This window comes from Paenibacillus sp. CB74, from assembly GCF_055687625.1.
Genome location: NZ_CM146009.1, coordinates 4686052 through 4707330 on the forward strand (window position 1 = coordinate 4686052; position 21279 = coordinate 4707330).

The following is a 21279-nucleotide window of genomic DNA, read 5'->3' on the forward strand; positions in this document are numbered from 1 at the left end:
TCGGTTATTTCCACTGTACGGGTGCATACCCGGCAATCCAGAACGCCAGCACTTCATCCAATTCCAAGTTGCGGATTTTCAATACCCGGTTATTCGATAGCTCCAGTCTCTCCTGCGCTTCGCTGACCCGGGTTGTAATGACACGAACCAGCCCTCTTTCTTCCAAAGAAGATTCCACAACACCCGGGATACTCTCTGGCCTTAAGTCTCCTTCATACCAGACTTCTTTCCACTGATCGAGCACCATATCTTTCTCGGCCATACCTAGTGACTGACCACGGTGCATCAAGACGATGTAATCCGCAAGTCTTTTGACTTCATCTGCTATATGTGTGGCAATCAGAATCGTGGTGTCCCCCTCAGCCATGAAGGTACGGAACTGCTCAACCATCACTTTCCAGGCAAAGGGGTCCAGTCCTGATGAAGGCTCATCCAAAAGCAATAATCTGGGGCGAGCTGCAATCGCAGCAGCAATCTCGAATTTCCGCCGCTCTCCCTTGGACATTTTGTTCAGCTTCACATCAACGGGTACTTCCATATCGTGAATCAGTTGATCGAACAACTTCATATCCCATCGCGGGTACCAGTAGGCCCGAAATTCAGCTGCTTCCTGTGCTGTTATCCGATTCTCTTCAAGCCCGGCATTGTCAGCCACAAAACCGATCTGTTGTCTCAGTTCAAGGGGAAGTGGTCCCTCATGTTCCTTCCCAAACCATATAATCTGCCCGGCATCTGGCAGCACCACTTGTTGCAGCATGTTAAGAAGTGTGCTTTTGCCAGAACCGTTATGACCGAGAATAGCAACTACATACCCTTCCGGGATGGTCAGATCAATCGGGCCAATTACTCTGCGTTTTCGCATCTTGGATACACCGTTCAACTGAACTGCTATGGGTTCCATGTATGAATCACTCCCTTACTTCGCGTAAATAGCCTTCAGGACTTCCCGGAACAGGCTCTCCATCTCTTCTTCCGTACAACCTACCGATTTTCCAGACTGCACCGCAGCCTGCATCGCTTCCTGTGCGGCCTTCAATCTATAATTTTCTCTATCGCCGGCTTCTACCTGGGCCACAAATGTACCTGTCCCCTGCTTCGTACGAAGCAGGCCTTCATTCTCCAGATCCTGATAGACCCGTCTAACCGTAATCACACTGCAATTCAGCGCTCCGGCGAACTCACGAATGGACGGCAAATGTGTTCCCTCCTCCAATTGACCCGTTATAATTAAAGATCTTAATTGATTTTCAATTTGGTGGTATAAAGGTTCAGCGCTATTTTCATTAATTTGAATGGGTATTTTCACATCTTGCACCTCGCCCTCCGGTACACTCCAGTCTGTTGCCTGACCGTGCCGGTCTCATCCTGTATTCGTACATAAGCTCAACTCTCATTTTAATTTAAATCCCGAAGAACCAGCTTCTTCAGCGTCAAGCGGCTAAACAACCATAATCCTGCGATTCCAGCCACCAGAGCAATCCACATGATCGGGGAAAGCAACCCCCATGATTTACTCGCATCCATCACCATTCGAAAGCCGTAACTGCCTGACATTCGAATCAATAAGGATATGCCAATCGCAAGGGGTACAAAAAGCGTACTGAGAACCAAGTATTTCTTGCCACTGTTCAGAAACTCTCCGTAAATATATAATCCTGTTACCAAAAGTCCATAACCTGTACAGGTCAGGCTAAAAGCTAGATATTGATCCCATCGGAATCCTTCGGCATGAAGGCTAACCACGTATAACGATCCGTAGAAAAAAATACCATTGTAAGCAAACGCCATTAGAGCTTGCTGTAACCTGGACCACATCACCGCTTGTTCAGGGATCGGGATTCTGCGATAGTAGGCCAACATCTGCGTATAGGAATCCTCCTGTATGTAACGGAAGGAGCGCCTGCAGAACATGAACCCTTGAAATGGCAACATGATTAAAAAGAAGGAATCCACTACAGGATTAATGAAATCTGTCTGTTGTTGTCCCAATAACATCACACCGCTCATGCCGCCAGTGTATATCATGAATATTGCAGACCATAGCCATTGGAGCTTATCCTTACTCGTCTGGTTGCGAGTCAACCACCACGCCTGCTTCCATTCGTTCATATGCATGCCTGCCTTTCAGTTGTCATTCACTCATCTTGCGCACTGTAATCACTGTGTTTACTGTATATATCAATATACACAGTATACAGACCGAATTCTGATCCCGTCAACCCCTAATTTTCCTGAATCAGGAAGATGGGATAGGACACAGTTCAAATTTACGTTAAAATAAATTATAGTCACGGATCAAAGAAAGGAAGATTACAACTATGGATTGGCTGGTCGAGATCGGGTTTGTGCTCCTTTTCCTTATCGTCGTTATCTGGTTGATCCTCCGGGATGAACCTCATCGTCATTCTGCCAAAAAAGGCAGACACCATAACAACGGTTATGCCGACTCTGCTTCGGGATATCCGGTCATTACAGGAGATGAATCCTACGATCGACATGTCAGACACACATCGGATCACAAACATCATGATTCAGATTTTTCATCAGGCATACATTCTCATCACAGCAGCGATAGTGGTAGCAGCGATTCTGGAGGAGATAGTGGCGGTGGAGACAGTGGGGGTGGCGGGGATTAAACATGATTCTCCGATCACAAAAGAAGGGCTGTACCCGTTATTGTGTAAACACAATTCGGGTACAGCCCTTTGCCGTTCTCTAGCACCTGTTAGAAGAAGAGGCCTTGCGATTAAACGAGGTTATAACCACTAGGCAGACTGCGGTTGGCGCGGATCGCACGAATCTCGGCCAGAGTCAGCCGCTCATTCGTGGAGATCAGGGATTCCACGTCATTGCCACGGATAAGATCATCCAAATCTCTCAAGTTGGTGTTGCCGCGGAAGACACGGAATCCCCCCTGAAAGTTAGGCCGTGTGAACACAACGAGTGTTGCATTGGAACTTGTTGAGAAAAAACGCAGGCTCTCCACCCCATCCAAAATATTGTCCAGGTTACGAAGACCCGTGTTACCACGATAGATGCGGCTTCTTCCTCTGTAGTTCTCTTCTGAATACACGGTAAGGCGTGGATACGTTTGACTGACATTGACTGTTTTTTTCATTTTGTTTCCCCCTCTCGAACTCATTCTATGAATGAATGAGAGAGGTAGCGTGGACGAATCTTCTGCTAGATTCGTCCATTTTCATATTTTCAGAAGATCATAGTGACGCACGCACGATTAGCCCGAGGTTGTGCCCCCACTTTTACACGCCGAGAATAGCTTCCCACACCGGACGCGTATGACCACCAGGATATAAGAGATATAGAAGTACATACACAACAACACCTGTTAATGCTGACCCGAACCAGATCATGGACGTGAACCTGCCCCAGCGGCGATGTGTTCCGAACTTCTTTTTAAACCCCAACACCAGTGTTGAAATACCGAATATCGCTGCCACGGTAGCCAGGATAATATGAAAAATTAGAAATATCCGATAAAAGATCTCCAGATCCGGGTCTCCACCCCAAGCCGTATTACCTACGAATATTGTGCGAGACATATAGATCACAAAGAAGATTAGAGCTGCAATCGCACCTGCTACCATGGCGGACTGATGAGCCTCGCGTTTGCCCCGAATAATCAGTACCCATCCAATCCCCACCAGTACTGCACTTATCACAATGAAAGAAGTACTGATCGTAGGTAGCCAAAAATACATATCCATCGTGTGTTCCCCCTCTTGTCAGAACATTGACTTAATTATTTGGCAGCCGGATTGAGTGGCCCCCCAGCGCCCCCTGCAGGATACGAATCATCATCATCTTCCTGCTTCTCTTTCCGATACCATTGGAAAAAGACATAGGCCAGCATGGAGGCGAAGATCCCTTCCTGAATAAACTTCATTACAATGCCGCCGACCTGCTGATCTTCCTTCGCGGAGGACAGGAAGTTGAAGAAGGCCGGTCCACCAAATGAGCGAAGTAAAGCCGTAGAATCCCCAGACACACAATACCGCATGGCTTCAGCCCATACTGCCGGGTTGCTGTACGTCTGATACAACGGCTCGGACGCAAAAATAATCAATCCACACGCAGGCGTGAGCAGCACCATATTCAGAAAAATAAAACCGATCTTGGATAGACCCGAAGCTTGTCTGCCTTCTGGTAACGGATTCAGCAATGTCCACCACATGAGCATCGAGGTGATAAACAGTGCCATATAATACAACCGGTGAACGGTAAAATTCAGCATAACGTAATCATGTACAATCGGTAAGTGATACAGCGAAAACAGCCCGTTAAAGATCACTGCCGCAACGATTGGATGAGCCAGGAACGATAGCTGGCGTGTTGGTAGCCAGCGTACGATTCTGCGCCATACCCAGATCGGCAAACCTTTCATCATCAGCGGCGGCGCTACCAGATAAGAGAACGCCATGCTTACCATGTGAAAACTAAACATCACGTGACCAAGCAGATTAAATGGTCCAGCTTGAGCCAGATAGAGGACAAACAGCCCTGTAATAAACATGATTTTCTGACCGGCAGTCGCAGGCTCTGCATCTTTTATTTGCTCGCTTAACGGTCCCACGAGCACTAAATACGCCGCAGCAATGATCAGAAATAAAGCCAATATAAGTGGACTCCATAAGTCGTTGAAGCTAAAATATTGCAACCCGAGCATACGGGAAACCTCCCCGTGACCTGATTTGGTTGTTGCCTTTATTTCTTTGTGAAGATTCATTCGCCAAAAAGGGGAAAAGACGGCGGCATTGCGCCGCCGCCATCTCTTTTACCACCAGACCCAATAAAGTGCCATAATGATGCACGTAAAGGCTACGAAGAAGCCAAAGGCCATGAACAGGATTGGCATCAAATGCCCTTTATCCTTCATGTGCATCCAGTAACCCAACTGAACGAATACCTGAAGAATAGCCATCACGAGCAAAATAATTATCGTAAAGGTTGTGTTGACCCCTCCGGCAGAAGCAGCCGCAAACGCAATCAGCGTGAGAATAATGGAGAAAACAAACACCACGACGTGTTTCTGTGGCCCTTCCGTCCGGTGACGGTGCTTCACAGGCTGTTGATCTGTCTTATCCTGTGCTGACATGTGTTACCCCACCTTTCCGAGCAGGTACACGACCGTAAAGATGAACACCCAGACCACGTCAATAAAGTGCCAGTACATTGCGGAGACGTATACTTTAGGTGCAGTTACGACCGTCAATCCTTTTTTGAACAGCTGCCCAATAATGATTCCGATCCACACAATACCGAAAGCAACGTGCGCTCCGTGGAACCCGACCAGTGTATAGAATGCTGAACTAAAGGCACTGGTAGTCATGCCAAACTCTTTATGTTTCACATACTCATAGAACTCGTATATCTCCAGCGCGAGGAATCCCATACCCAGTACCACTGTGATGCCAAGCCACAATGCCAGTGCATCTCGCTTGCCCTTATGCATGGCCTGAATTGCAAATACACTCGTCAAACTACTGACCAAGAGAATGAACGTTGCAGCGGCCACGAGTGGCAGGTGAAACAGTTCATTCGCCGTAGGTCCATCATTGGTTTGGCCACGAAGAGCCAGGAAGGTAGCAAAGAGCGTACCGAACAGTACCGTCTCTCCGCCAAGGAACAACCAGAAGGCAATTAGCTTGTTACGTCCCTCCAGCGTTGCTTTCTCCGGTTCATGCGGCAATTTGTCGTTCACCGGTTCGGCATGTGAGGTTGTCATGTTCTAGCCCCCTTCTCATCCTGATCCTCCGGTTCAATATGCCAGCCATGATCATCATAAAGTGAACGCAGTGCCATTGATCCAAATGTAATCAGAAGACCAATAACAACTACAATATAATTGTTAAACAATACATTCATAAACGCATTACCGAATTCATCCTTGCTGAACATCAGACCAAGTCCGGCAATAAAGATCCCCACAGACATTACAAACGGCAACGGCGTTGCTGATGGCATATGAATCGAACCCACGGGTTCTGCTGGTGTCATCTCCGTATGTCCTGCCATCTTTTCCTTCCAGTACGCATCAATTCCACGTACCAGCGGAGTCTGCTTGAAATTGTATTCCGGCGGCGGTGAAGGAATGGACCATTCCAAAGTACGACCGTCTTCCCACGGATCGTTTGGCGCACCAGCCGGTTTTCTCATGGTGATTACGATGTTCGCGAGGAATAAGATAACTCCCACACCCATCAGAAATGCCCCGACGGAGCTGACCAGATTGAGCAGATCAAAATCCTGATTCGGCAAATATGTAACGATCCGGCGCTGCATTCCCATCAGACCGAGGAAATGCTGTACAAAGAACGTTAATTGGAAACCAATCATAAATGTCCAGAATGTCCATTTTCCAAGTGTTTCACTCAGAATACGTCCGAACATCTTCGGCCACCAGTAATGCAGTCCCGAGAACAAGCCGAGTACAAGTCCCCCTACAATAACGTAGTGAAAGTGGGCTACAACAAAGTACGTATCATGGAACTGGAAATCCGCCGGAGCAGATGCCAGCATGACACCGGTAACACCACCCATAACGAAGGTTGGAACGAATCCAACAGCAAACAGGTTCGCCGCTGTAAAGCGGATCTGTCCACCCCACATCGTAAAGAGCCAGTTAAAGATTTTGATCCCGGTAGGTACGGCAATCAACATTGTCGAGATGGAGAATAGCGCGTTGGCTACATTACCTAGACCTGTTGTAAACATGTGATGCGCCCATACCATGAAGCCCAGGAAGGCAATCAGGATGGTGGCAAATACCATGGAGCTGTAACCGAACAGCCGTTTACGCGAGAAGGTCGGAATAACCTCCGAGATGATACCAAATGCCGGCAAAATCAAAATGTATACTTCCGGGTGCCCGAAAATCCAGAAGATGTGCTGCCAGAGTACGGGATTACCGCCCCCTGCTACATCGAAGAAATTCGCTCCCAGTATACGATCAAACGTCAAAAGTACAAGCCCTACCGTGATGGCAGGAAAAGCAAAAAGAATAATGGCAGATGTAATAAATGTCGTCCATGTAAACATCGGCATCCGCATGTAGGACATGCCTGGAGCACGCATTGTAATAATCGTTGCGAGAAAGTTAATGCCCCCGATGAGTGTTCCCAGACCCGCGATCTGAAGACCGATGGTATAGAAATCCACACCATGCGTTCCACTGTACTCACTGCCCGAAAGCGGCGTATATGAGGTCCAGCCCGCATCCGGTGCTCCTCCCATAACCCAGCTCAGGTTCAACAGCAGTCCCCCAAAAAGGAACGTCCAGAAACCAAGTGCGTTAAGAAAAGGAAAGGCAACGTCCCGTGCCCCGATCTGCAAAGGCACGACTGCATTCATAATGGCAAAAATAAGTGGCATGACACCAAGGAAAATCATCGTTGTTCCATGCATGGTAATCAATTCGTTGAAGACCTGTGCCGATACAAAATCATTCATAGGCTTCATCAGTTGAATCCGAATTAAAATGGCTTCAATGCCGCCGATTCCAAAGAAAAATCCACCCGCAACCAAATAGAGAATGGCGATTTTTTTGTGATCGACGGTGGTGATCCAATCCATCAAGCCCCTGTACCTCTTGACGCTATGCGCATGAGCCAAGGTTGTGTACCCCCTTCTTCGTCCTTGCTGTTCTATTCATAGTCCAATTTGTAGTTGGCCAGATATTCGGCAATTCCGTCGATTTCTTCATCCGTCAACCCAAGATCCTTGGGATTCGGCATGGTATTGCCCGGCTTCACGGATTGTGGATCATGGAGCCATTCTTTCATGTTATCCAGTACCGGACTACCTTCTTCCTGTCCCTCACGAGAATTCAGCAAAATGCCTGCGACAGATTCCTTGCCGCCGATTCCCGTCAAGTTAGGTGCTACTGGTCCACCTTGATCGCCAACAGCGTGGCAAGAAAGGCAGTTTGTTTTGAATTTCTCGGCTAATTGAGTATCTTCAGGAAGGACTGCAGGTGCTTTCATCTGATTCACCCATCTGTCAAAGGATTCCTGACTCACTGCTTTTACCTTAAATTCCATGAAGGCATGCGATCTGCCACATAACTCGGCACATTTACCGCGGTAAACGCCTTCATTCGGTGCAGAGAAACTGAACTTGTTAAGTGTTCCATCCGGGTTTGTGTCCATTTTGCCCGCAAGTGACGGCACCCAGAAGGAGTGAAGCACGTCAGCGGTTTTAAGTTCAAATGCGATTTTTGTTCCGGTCGGGATGATGAGATCTTGAGCGGTGGTTACGTCATATTGAGGATAAGTGAATTCCCACCAGTACTGATGCGAGGTGACTTGGACCTTAAGTGCATTTTTGTCATTGGACAGATCTTCGCCTTGTGCAAAAATCGTTTGGACTGTCGGTACTGCCAGCACAATAACCAGCAATAACGGAATGGCTGTCCATATTACTTCCAGCTTGAAATTACCTTCAACCTGTTCAGGCATGTCGGTCTGCCCGGATCTTCTACGAAACCGGATCAGAACATAGGCCGCTATAGCAAATACAATGATGAGCACCACGATCATAATCGTGATGGATAACTTCATCAGATCATATTGGCCTTGCGCCACAGGACCCTGAGGTTTCATTACCGACAAGTCTTCCCGCCCGCATGCGGATAGCAGCAAAGAGAACACCGCCAGCAAGGGGAGAATTCGCTTTGCAACCTGCCACTGTTTCATCATTGATCTACCCCACTTTTTTACGTTTTCGTAGATTACCGTTGTCGTTCAGTAGAAAGGCAACAAAAGGTACGTTTCAGCACGATACGCATAATCCTCTTCATCATACAGAACGCTTACAAAAATAACGCTTCCAGTACTCCCGTGATTTCCTGCTCAGGGCATGTCTGCGCATTCTTCCAATTCATTCTATATGCTTCAATCACTTATTAAATATAAGTTGAGGGTATGATTTTGTCAATCTTTGGACACATGTTCACAAATTGTTCACTTTATGTAAAAAACCGCTCTACAACTTGATTTGCAAACGATTTCAGTTAAAAGTATTACACTCTACATTTGAAAATTTTTGCCAAATTTCGGTGATAAAACTCGATTTATTGGTGATTTTTCTCACATTCAAAACATGCGATATTATGCAAAAGAAAGGTCCGATTTTATGGAAGACCTCTTCCATGTCCATTCAGAAAACATACCTATCGCTCCATACCGCTACATTCAAGCTCAAAACAGCATGGAGCATTCCTCCGAAAGGTTCAATTCATTTCCTCATCTTCACCTTCACCTTAATTCTTCTCATGTACCATTGGTCAGAATCAAGGGGCCATCCCCAGTAATCGCAACTGTATGCTCATACTGCACTCCCCAGCTGCCATCTACCGTCCTTACTGTCCATCCATCTTCATCCCATACAACGGCCCCGGAACTGCCTTTCGTAAATATGGGTTCAATGGTAATGACCATGCCCTCGGTGAGCATCGTGCCCGTTCTGCGTTTGCCATACGGCAACACATTTGGCGGCTCATGAATATATTGACCAATTCCATGACCGATGAGGGGCTTTACAATTCCGTAACGATACAATCTGGCTGTTCGTTCAATGGCACTTCCAATATCTCCGAGCGTATTCCCTGGAACTGCCTGGGCAATCGCCCGCTCAAGGGCCTTCTCCGTGCGTCTCATCAGCTTGCGAATGGATCTGCTTGGTTCACCAATGCCATATGTCCAGGCCGAGTCAGCAAGCCAGCCGTCTTTGTTCACCACCATATCAATGGTCACTACATCCCCACTCGCCAGTTCTTCTTCTCCCGGAAATCCGTGGCAGACCACTTCATTGACAGAGGCACATGTGGCGTACGGATATCCTTTATATCCTTTCTGCTCCGGTGTGGCCCCATGTGCTGCCAGAAACCCTTCCACCCGCTCGTTGATCTCCGCTGTCGTGATCCCAGGTATCATCCACTGCTCAATATGTTGGTGACAACTTCGCAAAATTCGTCCAGCTTCCCGCATGTAGCCAATCTCTTCTTTGGTTTTTAAAATAGGGTCCACATGCATTCATCCTTCCCGCTGTAGGTGTACTCCCATATATATGCAGCAGGAACGCAAAAAAAACCGTCTGCCGGAGCTTATCGCCCGGAAGACGGTTCTATTCATTATCGGAACAGTATAATCAGAGTTGTGTGTTGTTTCAGGACACGGAAGAATCCATCTTGACAAGCTCATGCTCAACCACAGAAGTCAATTCTTCCTCGTATCCACCCGTAATCCGGTATTTTCTCACGTACTCCTTCACGAATTTTTTTGGATCTTTAGGACGGAAAATCCGAGTCATTTCCCTCAAACTTTCTTTGACCTCATTGTGACCTTTCGTTGCCATTGTAATTCCCTCCCAAAACGTTGAAAGTGAATGCTCCGTTTAGAGAATGCCGAATAAGTCTTAAATGCCATCCATGAAGTTGTGTGCGCGGCTTAAAGCAAGCTTTAGGTCGGGAACCTCGCTAGAAAGCAAGTACCTGACACTATAAATACCCGATATGATTCGGAATGAATCATAATCTTATTGTATCATATTCGGAAGTATCTTACGACTTGACGATTTCCTCTAATAAATATAACGGTTTTCATGCCCAAAAAGTTTAATTCCGAATCATATGTTATGAATGCCACCATTCTATACGGAATTAATATATCCAGCATAACACTGAACTATTCGGGGGATATTATCACGGACAACCCATACAGTTAAATTAATGGTATCTAAAAGGAGGCGCCGTTTCATGGAACGCAAAGAACAGGATATGCTGCCCCTTTCACATGAAAAGGTGGAAGTCGACGGAGTATATATCAACGAAGCTGGACGTGAGGAACATCTGCATCGTGGGCAACACTTCCCGGCAGATCCCGTTCTCGGCAAGTCAGAATGGAAGCTGACGGAGTATGCTTTTGATAATCATCATGAAGGACGTACCGATGAAAGATTGGTTCCCAAGGAAAACGATACAGATAAAATGGGCAAGATCACAAACCCTCGCAGACAGATCGAGGGCGGAAGATAATATTGTTTGATTTGTTAGTCGGATAAATTCACAGGTTCAGTTCTGTCCATCTCCTTCATAGCCTAATAAAAAAAGGTTAAAGGAGGCTGGACCGGATGTCCCCCATGAAATCGTCTAGCGGTCTGGATGAAAATATTGCCGGTATGCTCTGTTATCTGTTTACCTTTGTAGGCGGGATTGTTTTTCTCGCGGTAGAGAAGCGGAGTCGGTTCGTGCTATTTCATGCGCTGCAATCCGTAACCGTCTTTGGCATCATTATGGTTGGGCATGTATTATCGACTTTTCTTCCCTTATTTGGACCATTGGTGGCATCCTTGTTATCCCTGCTCGGTGTGGTGGTCTGGCTCATCATGGTGGTCACCAGCTTGCAGGGGAAATGGCTAAAGCTGCCGTGGGTTGGCGATTTTGCAGAGAAACAGATGCGCCATCTGTAACTTTAGGAAGACATGATGCAAAAGAAAAGACGATCCCCCCTTTCAAACAGGGTGTGGATCGTCTTTTAATTATATATCGGCTTCTATATACATTCGTTGTTTAGCATGTAAAGGTGACTTATTCATGTGATTGAACATTCACAACATAAATGATAGATGTCATAAACCATTCATGCTGTAAATCACGATGTATCAACCTGCTTAAATGTTCATCTTGTTAAGGTTAATTTCCAAGACGTTAACATAACAATCATGCTGGATTATAGGTCTAGTTCGGCTATTAAGCCGACTTATCTGCTTCTCCAAGGATGGCATCTGCTTGTTGCTCAGCCATTTTGGCAGCTGTTTCCTTGGTGCCCAGACCGTTGAACAGCAGGTTCATGAAAATCGCTGTGAAGCTTCCTGCTATGATGCCGTTACCGAGCATAATCTGAGCCCAGTCCGGTGCACCAGCGAACAACTCAGGTACAACGGTAACTCCCAGCCCCATGCCTACAGAACAAGCAATGACAAACAGATTTTCATGACGATTCAGATCGACCTGACTACCGATAATTCGGATACCGGATGATACCACCATGCCGAACAAAGCCACCATAGCTCCACCAAGAACTGCCCCTGGAACGAGCTGTGCGAGAGCCGCAATCTTTGGCACAAATCCGATGACCACCAGGATTCCACCAGCCACAACAATGACATCACGTGTCTTCACACGTGTCATCTGTACCAGCCCTACATTTTGCGAATACGTTGTATACGGGAATGAGTTGAAAATACCACCTAACACAATGGCCAGGCCCTCTGCACGATACCCACGGGCCAGATCCTTGGAGGACAGGTCCTTGTCCAAAATTTTGCCCAAAGCCATAAATACACCTGTGGATTCAGCCACGCTGACAATCGCCACCAGAATCATTGTCAAGATAGGCACAATCTCAAAGGTCGGTGTACCGAAGTAAAACGGCTGAACAACATGGAACCAGCCTGCATCGCGAATAGGAGCAAAATTAACCTCGCCCATAAATCCTGCCGCCACCGTACCAACGAGCAGACCAATCAGTACCGAGATGGAACGGATGAATCCAGTTGTAAAACGAGTCATCAAAATAATAAAGACCAACACACCAAAACCGAGCAACAAGTTCACACCGCTGCCAAAATCTTCTGAACCCTGACCACCACCCAGATCATGGAAAGCAACCGGGATCAGCGTCAGACCAATTATGGTCACAACGGAACCTGTCACAACAGGAGGGAAAAGCCTAATCAACTTCCCAAAAAGACCAGAGAAGATCAATACAAACAGCCCTGAAGCGATAATCGCCCCGTAAATGGCAGATACCCCACTGTTCATCCCAATGAGAATCATTGGAGACACAGCTTGGAATGCACAACCGAGCATGACAGGCAGTCCTACACCGAAATATTTATTTCCCCATACCTGAAGCAGTGTAGCCACACCACATGCGAGCAAATCAATGGCAATGAGATAGGTTAACTGTTCCTGTGTAAAGCCCAGTGCGTTACTAACGATCAGTGGAACGACAACGGCTCCTGCATACATGGCAAGCACATGTTGAAGTCCGAGTGAGAACGTTTTGATTGGATGCCGATGCCGCTGAAAAATACGTTCGCGTGCCATATTAGTTCGTGCCCTCCTCGTCCGCAAATGTAACCTGTCCATCTGACAAAGCCCCGATGCGAACCAGTGATTCCACACGGTATCCTGCTTCTTTCAGCAAGCGACCTCCCGGTTGGAATGCTTTTTCAATAACAATACCGATGCCAACCACTTCTGCTCCAACCTGCTCCACAATGCGAGCCAGCCCAAATGCTGCTTCACCGTTTGCCAGAAAATCGTCAATGATCAATACGCGATCCCCAGGCTTCATGAATTTCTTGGCAACGGTAATTTCATTCGTTTCTTGCTTCGTGAAGGAGTAGACCTTCTCCACCAGAATGTCTTCCGTCAGTGTGAGCGACTTCTGCTTCCGTGCAAAAATAAGTGGTACGTTCAGCTCCAACGCGGTCATGATGCCTGGCGCAATCCCTGACGATTCAATCGTTAGCACACGTGTGATATTTTCGCCTTCAAAACGACGAATGAATTCCTTGCCCACTTCCTTCATCAGAACCGGGTCCATCTGGTGGTTCAGAAATGAATCCACTTTGAGTACTTGCTCGGACAGGACAATACCTTCCTGTCTTACCTTGTCTTTTAACAATTGCATTGCAATTCTTCCCCCTGAATGCCCTCCGCACAGAAACCCACATGCCTCTTCGATCTCATGGTAAAAAGCAAAAAGCCCGCCTTTTCACACGCTGCGGAATAACCGGAGACGGGAAAAGACGGACTTGTACGTATATGGACAAGCCGTATGGATGCTGCAAATGTACTGGAAGGACATTAGAGCCGAAGTTCACTCCTGAGACGTCAAACTCCATACAGTCTATCCAGAAACAGATAAAAGCTACTTGAACCTGCTCTTCAGTGAAACTGTCTGAGAATGATCTCATGCCAACCATACAAAACATTGCAACATCTTTCCCGTAGTCCGATCATTCCGGTGATCGGGTAGAGACATGCAGGCCTATTCCTGCACATATACGAGTAACGGCATATTTAATTTTTTGGCTCCATGATTCGTTACAATGTATGATCGCGAACCTGAATGTAAAAGGCTATACATAACTGACAATGTTAGAAGTATACCGAATCGGCGGCATGAAATAAAGAAGTATTTTCATGGAAGTTGCGGAAACTTGTCTTAATTTGCAAACAGGGGGTGATAGGAATCCATTTTTTATGTACAATATGAGAACGGAAGCGCGGATCCGAACGGAGAATGGATGGAACCGCGGCCTACATTATGAATTGAAATGATCAAAGGAGATATGCAGACATGAAAGGCGTACTTAAAGAATTCAAGGAGTTTGCCGTCCGCGGCAACGTCATCGATCTGGCGGTCGGTGTGATTATTGGGGCTGCTTTTGGTAAAATCGTCACATCGCTTGTGAATGATATCATCATGCCTCCGGTAGGAAAACTGCTGGGTGGAATCGACTTCAGTCAGAAAATCATCAACCTGGATCGGGATATGAAAACAGCAAATGGACAGGACATCACCACACTTGCTCAAGCTAACGAAGCTGGGGCTACCGTAATTGCTTATGGTCAGTTCATCAACGTCATGATTGATTTTCTTATCGTTGCGTTCTGTATCTTCATGCTTGTGAAGGGTATCAACTACCTCAAAAGCAAGGAACACAAAAAGCCCGAGCCGCAAAAAACGACCAAGGCTTGCAAGTATTGCCTATCTGAAATCCCAGCCGCGGCTACCCGCTGCTCACACTGTACTTCAGAGCTGGAACCAGAAGGAAGCGGCGCAACAGCGTAATTACAATTGGGTTAAATCGTACACCGATGTGGCTTCCTGATAAATCCTGATGCGAATGCCGAGAACAACTTCCCGACTTGTTAGGGTATATGTATGAAAAGCTAAGCACAAAGACTTAATACGATATGGCGTAGCTTGAAGGTTCCACCGTAAAGGTGGGGCCTTCTTTTATGCCTTACATACATGTATTACATTTACTGCCCCGTTGAATTTCATTCGCCCCATCTTTATGAACTAGAAACGGCGTGGCAGCAAATGCTCCAGAATCGACTTCAGATCCTTATCTTCCTTGTAAACTTCTTCTCCGGTGTCCAGTTCTGTCACGCGAATATATTCAAAGTTTGCCGAAGCATCCACTGGCTTGAACAACAATTGAGCCTCATCTTCCAAACGTACATTGAATCCCATATCCTTAAACATGCTGCTTAACTGACTATTAGCCGGTTCCTGACCTTGCCCTACAAATATAAGTCCTCGAAGGCTTTTACGCTCCTGAGGTTGCGGATAAATCACCTGAAAGTGTACAATGCATTCCATACGATCGTTCCCCTTTCGTTTAAAACAGACTTTGTGAAATTTTGAACTTTAAAAACTGCTATATAAGGAGATACGTTTCATGAGCCCAGAACGTTTCGACATTTATGATGATCAGCAACATTGGATCGGTACAGCGCCACGTAGCGAGGTCCATGCCAAAGGATATTGGCACCGTTCATTCCACTGCTGGATTGTGCGTGACGAAGGCGAACAACGTCAGGTTCTTTTTCAGCGGCGGCGTGATGTTAAGGATACCTTTCCTGGATGTTACGACATTACAGCAGCAGGCCATCTCACCGCAGGTGAACAACTGCAAGACGCCAGTCGTGAGCTGGAGGAAGAATTGGGTGTAGATGTATCTTTCAATGCACTGACCTATCTATTCACGGCTACACAGCAGCTCCAAGGAGAAGTTCGTGGTGTTCCATTCGTAGATCGGGAATTCAGTGCTGTCTATGGATTATGTCTGAACCAGCCGCTTGAAGCCTACGTTCTGCAGCCCAGCGAGGTGGATAGCCTGTATGAGGTGCCGCTGGATGATCTACTCGCTCTGTTCCGCAGTGAAATCGACGTCATTCAAGCTACCGGAGTTCAGACTCAGCCGTCAAGCGATCATGCAGCTTATCAACCGGAGCGTATCGTTCGTGAGATTCGGGCAACGGAATTTGTGCCTCATGGCACTGCTTATTATACGGACGTGCTGGAAGCACTGTATCACGTGCCCAAAGATTGATCATGTACAATCCGGTTCAACCCGATCCAGTTCAATCGAATGTTCATAGCTTCATTTTCTCAAAAATAGCATCACTTCATACCTTTACTATTGACCTGACTGGAAACAGATGCTGTGACGAACATCACTGTCATACCTCAAACCAGCATAAACAGGCGTCTGCCTCTCGGGCAGCGCCTGCTTTATGTACGCAAGTATTGTTTCATCAAGATCAGGAAAGGTACTTTTGTGCTAGATGTTCACTCCATCGGGAGTGAATTCATCAATGATCTGCCTAGCTCTTCCCGCCCTCTCCTGAAGGCGAAGACCAGTACCGTGCTGAGAGTTCTTCGTACCGGTGTCCATAGCGGGACTCCAGTTCCTCACCCATATCCTGTTCCAGCTCGTACAATACCAGTTCTTGAGCAAAATGATTCAGCAGCAACCCGGTCATTACCGGATGCTCCGTCACCACTGCCTGCGTAGCGCATGATTCCCCGCGCATGCCCAGCATGCACCAGCGGCGGTCTATGACCAGAGAGAATTTCCGACCGTTACCCGCTCCATACAAAGGCAACCCCGGCCAAGGGACAGGCTGATCCAGCATGCCTTCACCACCATCACACGACCATAACAGCCGTACACCGCGAGCTTCAGCTTGCTGTAAATCATTACGTAACAGCTCTGCCTCTTCACGCCAGACGTCGACAACAATCTCATGCTGAGCCTCAGCCAATTCACGGCTCAGATTCTCAAACACATTTTTGTCACCCTCAATGTTATAGAAGACAGGCTTCTCCGGTTCACTCTTGGGCATGCTGCTCTGGACATAATCCAGAGAGGTACGCATCTGATCGGAGATCATACGTGTCATCTCCTCAGGCTTCAGCACACTATACTTCGCAGGCTCCCCCGGACTGCACCGCAGGAAACCACGTTGTTCCAGCCGTTGCAGAGTCGCATATACATTGGAACGGGACACGCCCAGCCGCTTCGCAACCTCATATCCTGAAGCTGATCCCTGGCGGGCGAGTTCCACCATAATTTTAGATTCCATCTCGGTAAATCCGAGATGACGCAAATGATGCAGCAGTTGGTCCATATTCCCGTCCCCCCATGCTGTCAGCAACCCGCACTGCCTCACATTGATGCGGCAGAGCTTCTACTGCATCAGATCTGTTCGGCTCCGCAACGCGGGCACCATTTCGAACCTTTGGGCAGCTCGGCTGCACAAATCTGACAGTTCACCATTTCGCGTGAAACCTCGGTCTGTACGTCCACCTTGTTCACGATTGGGTTATTTTCCTTCCAGTAGCGGATGCGTTCGTCCAGTTCTTGCTGACGCTCACGTTCCCGTTGCATCTCTTCATCTCTGCGACGTTCCCACTCTGCATCGAACGCTTCCTTTTCTTCCTGCGTAAATTCCGTACTGTTATATTCGGATTCCGTCTCCAGATCGGCTATGGACGGAATGACCGTGTGATACGGCTCGTCTTCCTCCAGTTCCAATTCGGCTGGCGCATCGTAGAAGTCCGGCTCCGGAGTTTGGTTCTGTGCCACAGCTGCCTCTTGTCTCGCAGCTGTGGTTGCTCCTGCAACGCCTGCAGTTCCTGCTGTAGGTGCTGCTGTCTTGAGTTCACCCAACTTGCGTCCACATTTAGGGCAGAAGTTGGCGTCCAGGGAAGCGACATGTCCACATTCGCACAACCGTTCATTCTTCAACTGTGCAATCTTGTTGCGCAGGCCATCAATCTCGTCCTGCAATTCGTCGCAGAGTCGCGACAGTTCCACCATCTCTTTTTCTGCACGCGTCATATCCTGTGCCCGATAACCCTCATAGAAGATGCGACCCATATCTGTAAAATGGACTTCCTGTTCCTGTTGCAAGCCCACAATCTGGTTGTTCAATTTCCCAATCTCAACGGCGTGCTGGGCACGCTCTGTTGCTTTGTTCGCTCCGTCTTTGATGCGTTGAAGCAGTTTCATGACCATTCCTCCTCTGTCCCGTCAAAACCAATATTATCATTTAAATTTTTAGAGGTTATTCAAAAAGTCCGCTTTGATTACGAAGGATGCCAGAGGCATCATCAGCATCGAATATGGCATTCAGCTGAATAAGAATATGCTTACGAAGTATGTTTCCTTCGGAAACATTGTAGTTGCTCACGTAGTTTTCCCTACGCTCCGCTACTCCATTTCTAGCTTCATTCCATCTCCTCGTTACTGAAAACCAGACTTTTTGAACACATACTTGTGGTAAATTAGCATATTACATCTTTCATGCAAAATGCTCAGGCATATAACTTATACGATATCATGCCAAAAAGTTGCGTAATCTCGTGCAGGTGCCCGTTTAATACCGATACTGGATGAAATCGGGGGCTTTCGTCAAGACCATACGTTCGGGTATAATGAAGCTTTGGCCCTACTTAACCGCCTGATTAGGCAACTAACTCTATCATACCAATTTACAATGCGATTGTGAAAAGGGCAAATGGTTTACTTTTAGCTGGGATAGTCCTATCCCTGAATGCATACAGAGGTGGATGAAACATGTTAAGTCCGAACTCAACGTTCTACCCCCGTCCGCTCGGGGTTACCCCGGCGGCATCCCTGCCCCAGTCCCCGTCTGCTCCGCTGGAGACCAGTCGGCAACTCGTGGGCAATGATCAACAAGATGCCTTTTACTTTCGTTCTCTGGAAGAGGCTGGCATTAAGCTAAATGCACCACAAATCTCGGCAGTCCGTCACGGCAGAGGACCTATTCTGACGCTTGCCGGAGCCGGTTGTGGCAAAACGACTGTACTCGCTGCAAGAGCCGGCTACCTCATAGAGGTCAGCGGTGTACATGCGGGCAGTATCCTGCTGGTGACGTTCACCAACAAAGCCGCCACCGAGATGAAAGACCGGATCGCCGCATTGCCAGGTATACGTCCGGCAGCTGCGAGAGCCGTGCAGGCTCGCACCTTCCACTCTTTTGCGCTGACATTACTGCGTCATTATGGCGTGCAGGAAGAGATTTTTGGCGAGTCACGGGCCCAGCATACGGTGCTCAAGATGCTTTTGCGCCAAAATGGCATGAGTGAAGCCTTCCAGCCTGAAAGTTTGCTGGCGATGCTGTCCGCTTGGAAGATGCAAGGATGGGAAACAACTGACCTGCCTGAAAAATCGCAGGAGGAACGCGATGCCAAGCGTGTTCTGCTTGGTTACGAAGCCTGGAAGCAGGAGCGGGGCAAAATGGACTTTGACGATATTTTACTGCGCGCTGCCGATCTGCTTCGTGACCCGGCTGTCCTGGGGCCGCTTCAGAAACGTTTTCAGTACATTATGGTGGATGAGTTCCAGGATACCAACCATCTGCAATATGAGATTGTGCAAAAACTGGCTTCCGCCCACCGCAACCTGATGGTTGTAGGAGATGATGACCAGACGATCTATACCTTTAATGGCGCACGCCAGGAATCGATTTTGGAATTCGATAAAGTATACCCCGGTGCACGCATTGTGACGCTGGATATCAATTATCGCAGTGATGCACGCATTCTTGGACTCGGAAGCGAATTGGTCGCCCGTAATAAACGCAGACGTGACAAACGGCTGCGTGCCGCCGGAAACCGCGGAGATGCACCACGTTTCGCCACACCATCCAATGCGGAGGAAGAAGCGGCATGGGTCGTGAATCAGCTCTGCCAACAGGTTGAAGAAGGGCAGCACACCTATCGTGATATTGCGATTCTTCACCGGACTGCAAGCAGCAGCCGGGCTGTATTCGAGCAGCTTGTGTTGAAAGATGTGCCTTTTGTGCAGCATGGTGCCTCCCCGGTGTTCTACGACCAGTCTCTCATCAGGCCCCTGATGGATCATCTGCGTCTGTCTCTTGATCCACGAGCCATGGATGCTCTTCCCAGTGCGCTGGGACCGCTCTACGTTTCAAGGGATGCTGGCCTGGAATGGATACAGCGCTGCGAACAACAACAGGCGAAGAAATATCCACTCATCCATCTGGTGAAATGGGACAAGCTGAAACCATTCCAGCAGGAACAGGTCAAAGAGCGCATCAAGCTGATCAAATCACTGCACAAACTAAAGCCAATTATCGCCATTCAGGAAATGCGCAGGCAGTTCTACGACAAGTATATGGAAAGTGGTGATCCCAGCATCTTCACCCATTATAAGGAAACGATGCTGGAAACCCTGGATGAATTCGAAGCTGCCGTCAAAAAATTCGAAACGGTGGAAGAGTTCATCCAGTTCGCGGATGAGTTATCCCGCAGACAACGGGAGATGGAATCTCTACGCCGCGCACAGGACAGTGACGCAGTACAGTTGATGACCATTCACCGGGCCAAAGGACTGGAGTTCCCTTGTGTGTACTGGATCGGAGCCAGTGAGGGAATTGTGCCTCACAGTACAGCACTGCGACAGGATATCCCCGAAGATCAAAAGGCTGCGCTTGCTGTGCAGCAGACAGACGCCGAGCTGGACATGGCCTTGGAGGAAGAACGCAGGCTTGCCTATGTTGCCATCACAAGGGCCAAGCAGTACTTGTATGTCACTTCACCCGCATCTCATCACGGAAAGCCAGCGGATGTGTCCCGCTTCCTGCTTGAAGCCTTCGGCATGGAAGTTCCGGATAAACGCAAACCTCGTGAGGAGAGTCGGACCAGCAGCCCGACTTCATATGGCAAAGGCAATGGATCATATGCCCGTTCGGGGTCGGGTGGCCGTTCCGAAGGTCGGGATGTAGCACAACGCCGTGCCATCAACCACAGTGACCGTCGTGACTTCGAGGTCCACAATGAACGGGATGAGGATCGCCTTGGAGAACGGCGTGGTAGTGGGGAAATTCGCAATCATAAGGCGTTCAGTACCACAGGTATAAGTCCAACAGCTGCGAGTTCCTCCCGTATACAGTCCCACAGTTCAGGTTCAGCCTCGGGTAATGCTGAGCGCACGGAGACCGTTGCGGTCTGGAAATGCAGTTCGTCCACCTGTAAAGCGTGGCTAAGACAGAAACCGGCTGTGCCTTCTGCCAAAACAAACAAGAAGGCATCATCCGGCCCTCCCGCCTGTCCCCTGTGTTCAGGATCGATGGAGGCCGGTACCCGCCAAGTTCCTGTAACGGGGAGATTTGGGAAATAAACGATA

At 48.0% G+C, this 21279-nt stretch carries 23 protein-coding genes and 1 riboswitch; of the genes, 6 read left to right on the forward strand and 17 right to left on the reverse strand.

The genetic code is table 11. The annotated features are described in order from the left end of the window. Positions 1-4: 4 nt before the first annotated feature. The 3 genes from ACX9NY_RS20635 to ACX9NY_RS20645 form a co-directional block, all read right to left on the reverse strand. Entirely contained in the window at positions 5-901 is an 897-nt protein-coding gene (locus tag ACX9NY_RS20635) for an ABC transporter ATP-binding protein (protein WP_339258667.1), read from the reverse strand. Between the two features lie 15 nt (positions 902-916). Beyond that, positions 917-1306, reverse strand: coding sequence for a GntR family transcriptional regulator (locus ACX9NY_RS20640; RefSeq protein WP_339261296.1), 390 nt, complete (start codon positions 1304-1306; stop codon positions 917-919). Between the two features lie 89 nt (positions 1307-1395). After that, entirely contained in the window at positions 1396-2109 is a 714-nt protein-coding gene (locus tag ACX9NY_RS20645) for a hypothetical protein (RefSeq protein WP_339258665.1), read from the reverse strand. Between the two features lie 209 nt (positions 2110-2318). Here ACX9NY_RS20645 and ACX9NY_RS20650 point away from each other — a divergent pair, with 209 nt between their 5' ends. After that, positions 2319-2636, forward strand: coding sequence for a hypothetical protein (locus tag ACX9NY_RS20650; protein ID WP_472474792.1), 318 nt, complete (start codon positions 2319-2321; stop codon positions 2634-2636). A gap of 110 nt (positions 2637-2746) precedes the next feature. Here ACX9NY_RS20650 and ACX9NY_RS20655 read toward each other — a convergent pair whose 3' ends face one another. The 9 genes from ACX9NY_RS20655 to ACX9NY_RS20695 all read right to left on the reverse strand — a co-directional run bounded on the left by ACX9NY_RS20655 (position 2747) and on the right by ACX9NY_RS20695 (position 10371). Next, a complete protein-coding gene (locus ACX9NY_RS20655; RefSeq protein ID WP_105601396.1) occupies positions 2747-3118 on the reverse strand; it encodes a hypothetical protein in 372 nt (123 codons plus the stop codon). Positions 3119-3260: 142 nt separating this feature from the next. After that, complete coding sequence (locus ACX9NY_RS20660) at positions 3261-3725, reverse strand: DUF420 domain-containing protein (RefSeq protein ID WP_339258662.1); 465 nt, start codon at positions 3723-3725, stop codon at positions 3261-3263. A 35-nt stretch (positions 3726-3760) separates the two neighbouring features. Continuing rightward, positions 3761-4684 (reverse strand): cytochrome c oxidase assembly factor CtaG, encoded by a 924-nt coding sequence (gene ctaG, locus ACX9NY_RS20665; protein WP_472474795.1) that lies wholly within the window; start codon positions 4682-4684, stop codon positions 3761-3763. A gap of 108 nt (positions 4685-4792) precedes the next feature. After that, on the reverse strand, positions 4793-5113 hold the full coding sequence (locus ACX9NY_RS20670) for a cytochrome C oxidase subunit IV family protein (RefSeq protein ID WP_278297054.1): 321 nt from the start codon (positions 5111-5113) through the stop codon (positions 4793-4795). Positions 5114-5116: 3 nt separating this feature from the next. Further along, on the reverse strand, positions 5117-5743 hold the full coding sequence (locus tag ACX9NY_RS20675) for a cytochrome c oxidase subunit 3 (protein WP_047840264.1): 627 nt from the start codon (positions 5741-5743) through the stop codon (positions 5117-5119). Continuing rightward, positions 5740-7590 (reverse strand): cytochrome c oxidase subunit I, encoded by a 1851-nt coding sequence (gene ctaD / locus ACX9NY_RS20680; RefSeq protein WP_442033705.1) that lies wholly within the window; start codon positions 7588-7590, stop codon positions 5740-5742. The genes ACX9NY_RS20675 and ctaD overlap by 4 nt, the downstream gene beginning before the upstream one ends. A gap of 71 nt (positions 7591-7661) precedes the next feature. Further along, positions 7662-8714, reverse strand: a complete 1053-nt coding sequence (coxB, locus tag ACX9NY_RS20685) for a cytochrome c oxidase subunit II (RefSeq protein ID WP_339304342.1) — start codon at positions 8712-8714, stop codon at positions 7662-7664. Positions 8715-9287: 573 nt separating this feature from the next. Further along, entirely contained in the window at positions 9288-10049 is a 762-nt protein-coding gene (gene map, locus ACX9NY_RS20690) for a type I methionyl aminopeptidase (protein ID WP_339239360.1), read from the reverse strand. A gap of 133 nt (positions 10050-10182) precedes the next feature. Continuing rightward, on the reverse strand, positions 10183-10371 hold the full coding sequence (locus tag ACX9NY_RS20695) for a hypothetical protein (protein ID WP_017690840.1): 189 nt from the start codon (positions 10369-10371) through the stop codon (positions 10183-10185). A 400-nt stretch (positions 10372-10771) separates the two neighbouring features. On the opposite strand from ACX9NY_RS20695, the gene ACX9NY_RS20700 reads away from it, so the two are divergent. Together ACX9NY_RS20700 and ACX9NY_RS20705 are read left to right on the forward strand one after the other, a co-directional pair. After that, positions 10772-11050 (forward strand): transposase, encoded by a 279-nt coding sequence (locus ACX9NY_RS20700; RefSeq protein WP_091018633.1) that lies wholly within the window; start codon positions 10772-10774, stop codon positions 11048-11050. 95 nt (positions 11051-11145) lie between these two features. Next, entirely contained in the window at positions 11146-11484 is a 339-nt protein-coding gene (locus ACX9NY_RS20705) for a DUF4870 domain-containing protein (RefSeq protein WP_076332729.1), read from the forward strand. A 280-nt stretch (positions 11485-11764) separates the two neighbouring features. Here the strand turns inward: ACX9NY_RS20705 and ACX9NY_RS20710 are convergent, their stop codons facing one another. Both ACX9NY_RS20710 and ACX9NY_RS20715 read right to left on the reverse strand, forming a co-directional pair. Then, complete coding sequence (locus ACX9NY_RS20710; protein ID WP_472474800.1) at positions 11765-13126, reverse strand: nucleobase:cation symporter-2 family protein; 1362 nt, start codon at positions 13124-13126, stop codon at positions 11765-11767. A 1-nt stretch (position 13127) separates the two neighbouring features. After that, positions 13128-13715: a xanthine phosphoribosyltransferase gene (locus ACX9NY_RS20715; RefSeq protein ID WP_036613196.1), complete on the reverse strand. Its 588-nt coding sequence runs from the start codon at positions 13713-13715 to the stop codon at positions 13128-13130. Between the two features lie 300 nt (positions 13716-14015). Then, a riboswitch (purine riboswitch) is annotated at positions 14016-14115 on the reverse strand. Between the two features lie 272 nt (positions 14116-14387). Here ACX9NY_RS20715 and mscL point away from each other — a divergent pair. Beyond that, positions 14388-14882 (forward strand): large conductance mechanosensitive channel protein MscL, encoded by a 495-nt coding sequence (gene mscL, locus ACX9NY_RS20720; protein ID WP_339239358.1) that lies wholly within the window; start codon positions 14388-14390, stop codon positions 14880-14882. A 234-nt stretch (positions 14883-15116) separates the two neighbouring features. Here the strand turns inward: mscL and ACX9NY_RS20725 are convergent, their stop codons facing one another. Beyond that, positions 15117-15419: a hypothetical protein gene (locus tag ACX9NY_RS20725; RefSeq protein WP_017690846.1), complete on the reverse strand. Its 303-nt coding sequence runs from the start codon at positions 15417-15419 to the stop codon at positions 15117-15119. A gap of 79 nt (positions 15420-15498) precedes the next feature. Between ACX9NY_RS20725 and ACX9NY_RS20730 the strand changes: the two genes are divergently transcribed. Beyond that, a complete protein-coding gene (locus ACX9NY_RS20730) occupies positions 15499-16152 on the forward strand; it encodes an NUDIX hydrolase (RefSeq protein ID WP_472474803.1) in 654 nt (217 codons plus the stop codon). A 274-nt stretch (positions 16153-16426) separates the two neighbouring features. Here ACX9NY_RS20730 and ACX9NY_RS20735 read toward each other — a convergent pair whose 3' ends face one another. Beyond that, a complete protein-coding gene (locus tag ACX9NY_RS20735) occupies positions 16427-17233 on the reverse strand; it encodes a TrmB family transcriptional regulator (RefSeq protein WP_339258654.1) in 807 nt (268 codons plus the stop codon). Positions 17234-17301: 68 nt separating this feature from the next. Next, positions 17302-18117, reverse strand: coding sequence for a zinc ribbon domain-containing protein (locus ACX9NY_RS20740; RefSeq protein WP_472474805.1), 816 nt, complete (start codon positions 18115-18117; stop codon positions 17302-17304). Positions 18118-18684: 567 nt separating this feature from the next. On the opposite strand from ACX9NY_RS20740, the gene ACX9NY_RS20745 reads away from it, so the two are divergent. Then, positions 18685-21273 carry a UvrD-helicase domain-containing protein gene (locus ACX9NY_RS20745; RefSeq protein ID WP_472474807.1) on the forward strand — a complete coding sequence of 863 codons (2589 nt, stop codon included), beginning with the start codon at positions 18685-18687 and terminating at the stop codon, positions 21271-21273. The last annotated feature ends 6 nt before the right edge of the window (positions 21274-21279 follow it).

Excerpts from the sequence above, each read along its gene's own strand:
- ACX9NY_RS20715 (WP_036613196.1), bottom strand. The coding sequence starts at position 13,715 with ATGCAATTGTTAAAAGACAAGGTAAGACAGGAAGGTATTGTCCTGTCC.
- ACX9NY_RS20645 (WP_339258665.1), bottom strand. The coding sequence starts at position 2,109 with ATGAACGAATGGAAGCAGGCGTGGTGGTTGACTCGCAACCAGACGAGT.
- ACX9NY_RS20745 (WP_472474807.1), top strand. The coding sequence starts at position 18,685 with ATGTTAAGTCCGAACTCAACGTTCTACCCCCGTCCGCTCGGGGTTACC.
- map (WP_339239360.1), bottom strand. The coding sequence starts at position 10,049 with ATGCATGTGGACCCTATTTTAAAAACCAAAGAAGAGATTGGCTACATG.
- ACX9NY_RS20725 (WP_017690846.1), bottom strand. The coding sequence starts at position 15,419 with ATGGAATGCATTGTACACTTTCAGGTGATTTATCCGCAACCTCAGGAG.
- ACX9NY_RS20705 (WP_076332729.1), top strand. The coding sequence starts at position 11,146 with ATGTCCCCCATGAAATCGTCTAGCGGTCTGGATGAAAATATTGCCGGT.
- ctaD (WP_442033705.1), bottom strand. The coding sequence starts at position 7,590 with ATGGATTGGATCACCACCGTCGATCACAAAAAAATCGCCATTCTCTAT.
- ACX9NY_RS20675 (WP_047840264.1), bottom strand. The coding sequence starts at position 5,743 with ATGACAACCTCACATGCCGAACCGGTGAACGACAAATTGCCGCATGAA.
- ACX9NY_RS20735 (WP_339258654.1), bottom strand. The coding sequence starts at position 17,233 with ATGGACCAACTGCTGCATCATTTGCGTCATCTCGGATTTACCGAGATG.
- ACX9NY_RS20670 (WP_278297054.1), bottom strand. The coding sequence starts at position 5,113 with ATGTCAGCACAGGATAAGACAGATCAACAGCCTGTGAAGCACCGTCAC.
- ACX9NY_RS20660 (WP_339258662.1), bottom strand. The coding sequence starts at position 3,725 with ATGGATATGTATTTTTGGCTACCTACGATCAGTACTTCTTTCATTGTG.
- ACX9NY_RS20650 (WP_472474792.1), top strand. The coding sequence starts at position 2,319 with ATGGATTGGCTGGTCGAGATCGGGTTTGTGCTCCTTTTCCTTATCGTC.
- ACX9NY_RS20700 (WP_091018633.1), top strand. The coding sequence starts at position 10,772 with ATGGAACGCAAAGAACAGGATATGCTGCCCCTTTCACATGAAAAGGTG.
- coxB (WP_339304342.1), bottom strand. The coding sequence starts at position 8,714 with ATGATGAAACAGTGGCAGGTTGCAAAGCGAATTCTCCCCTTGCTGGCG.
- ACX9NY_RS20710 (WP_472474800.1), bottom strand. The coding sequence starts at position 13,126 with ATGGCACGCGAACGTATTTTTCAGCGGCATCGGCATCCAATCAAAACG.
- ACX9NY_RS20635 (WP_339258667.1), bottom strand. The coding sequence starts at position 901 with ATGGAACCCATAGCAGTTCAGTTGAACGGTGTATCCAAGATGCGAAAA.
- ACX9NY_RS20740 (WP_472474805.1), bottom strand. The coding sequence starts at position 18,117 with ATGAAACTGCTTCAACGCATCAAAGACGGAGCGAACAAAGCAACAGAG.
- ctaG (WP_472474795.1), bottom strand. The coding sequence starts at position 4,684 with ATGCTCGGGTTGCAATATTTTAGCTTCAACGACTTATGGAGTCCACTT.
- mscL (WP_339239358.1), top strand. The coding sequence starts at position 14,388 with ATGAAAGGCGTACTTAAAGAATTCAAGGAGTTTGCCGTCCGCGGCAAC.
- ACX9NY_RS20730 (WP_472474803.1), top strand. The coding sequence starts at position 15,499 with ATGAGCCCAGAACGTTTCGACATTTATGATGATCAGCAACATTGGATC.
- ACX9NY_RS20695 (WP_017690840.1), bottom strand. The coding sequence starts at position 10,371 with ATGGCAACGAAAGGTCACAATGAGGTCAAAGAAAGTTTGAGGGAAATG.
- ACX9NY_RS20655 (WP_105601396.1), bottom strand. The coding sequence starts at position 3,118 with ATGAAAAAAACAGTCAATGTCAGTCAAACGTATCCACGCCTTACCGTG.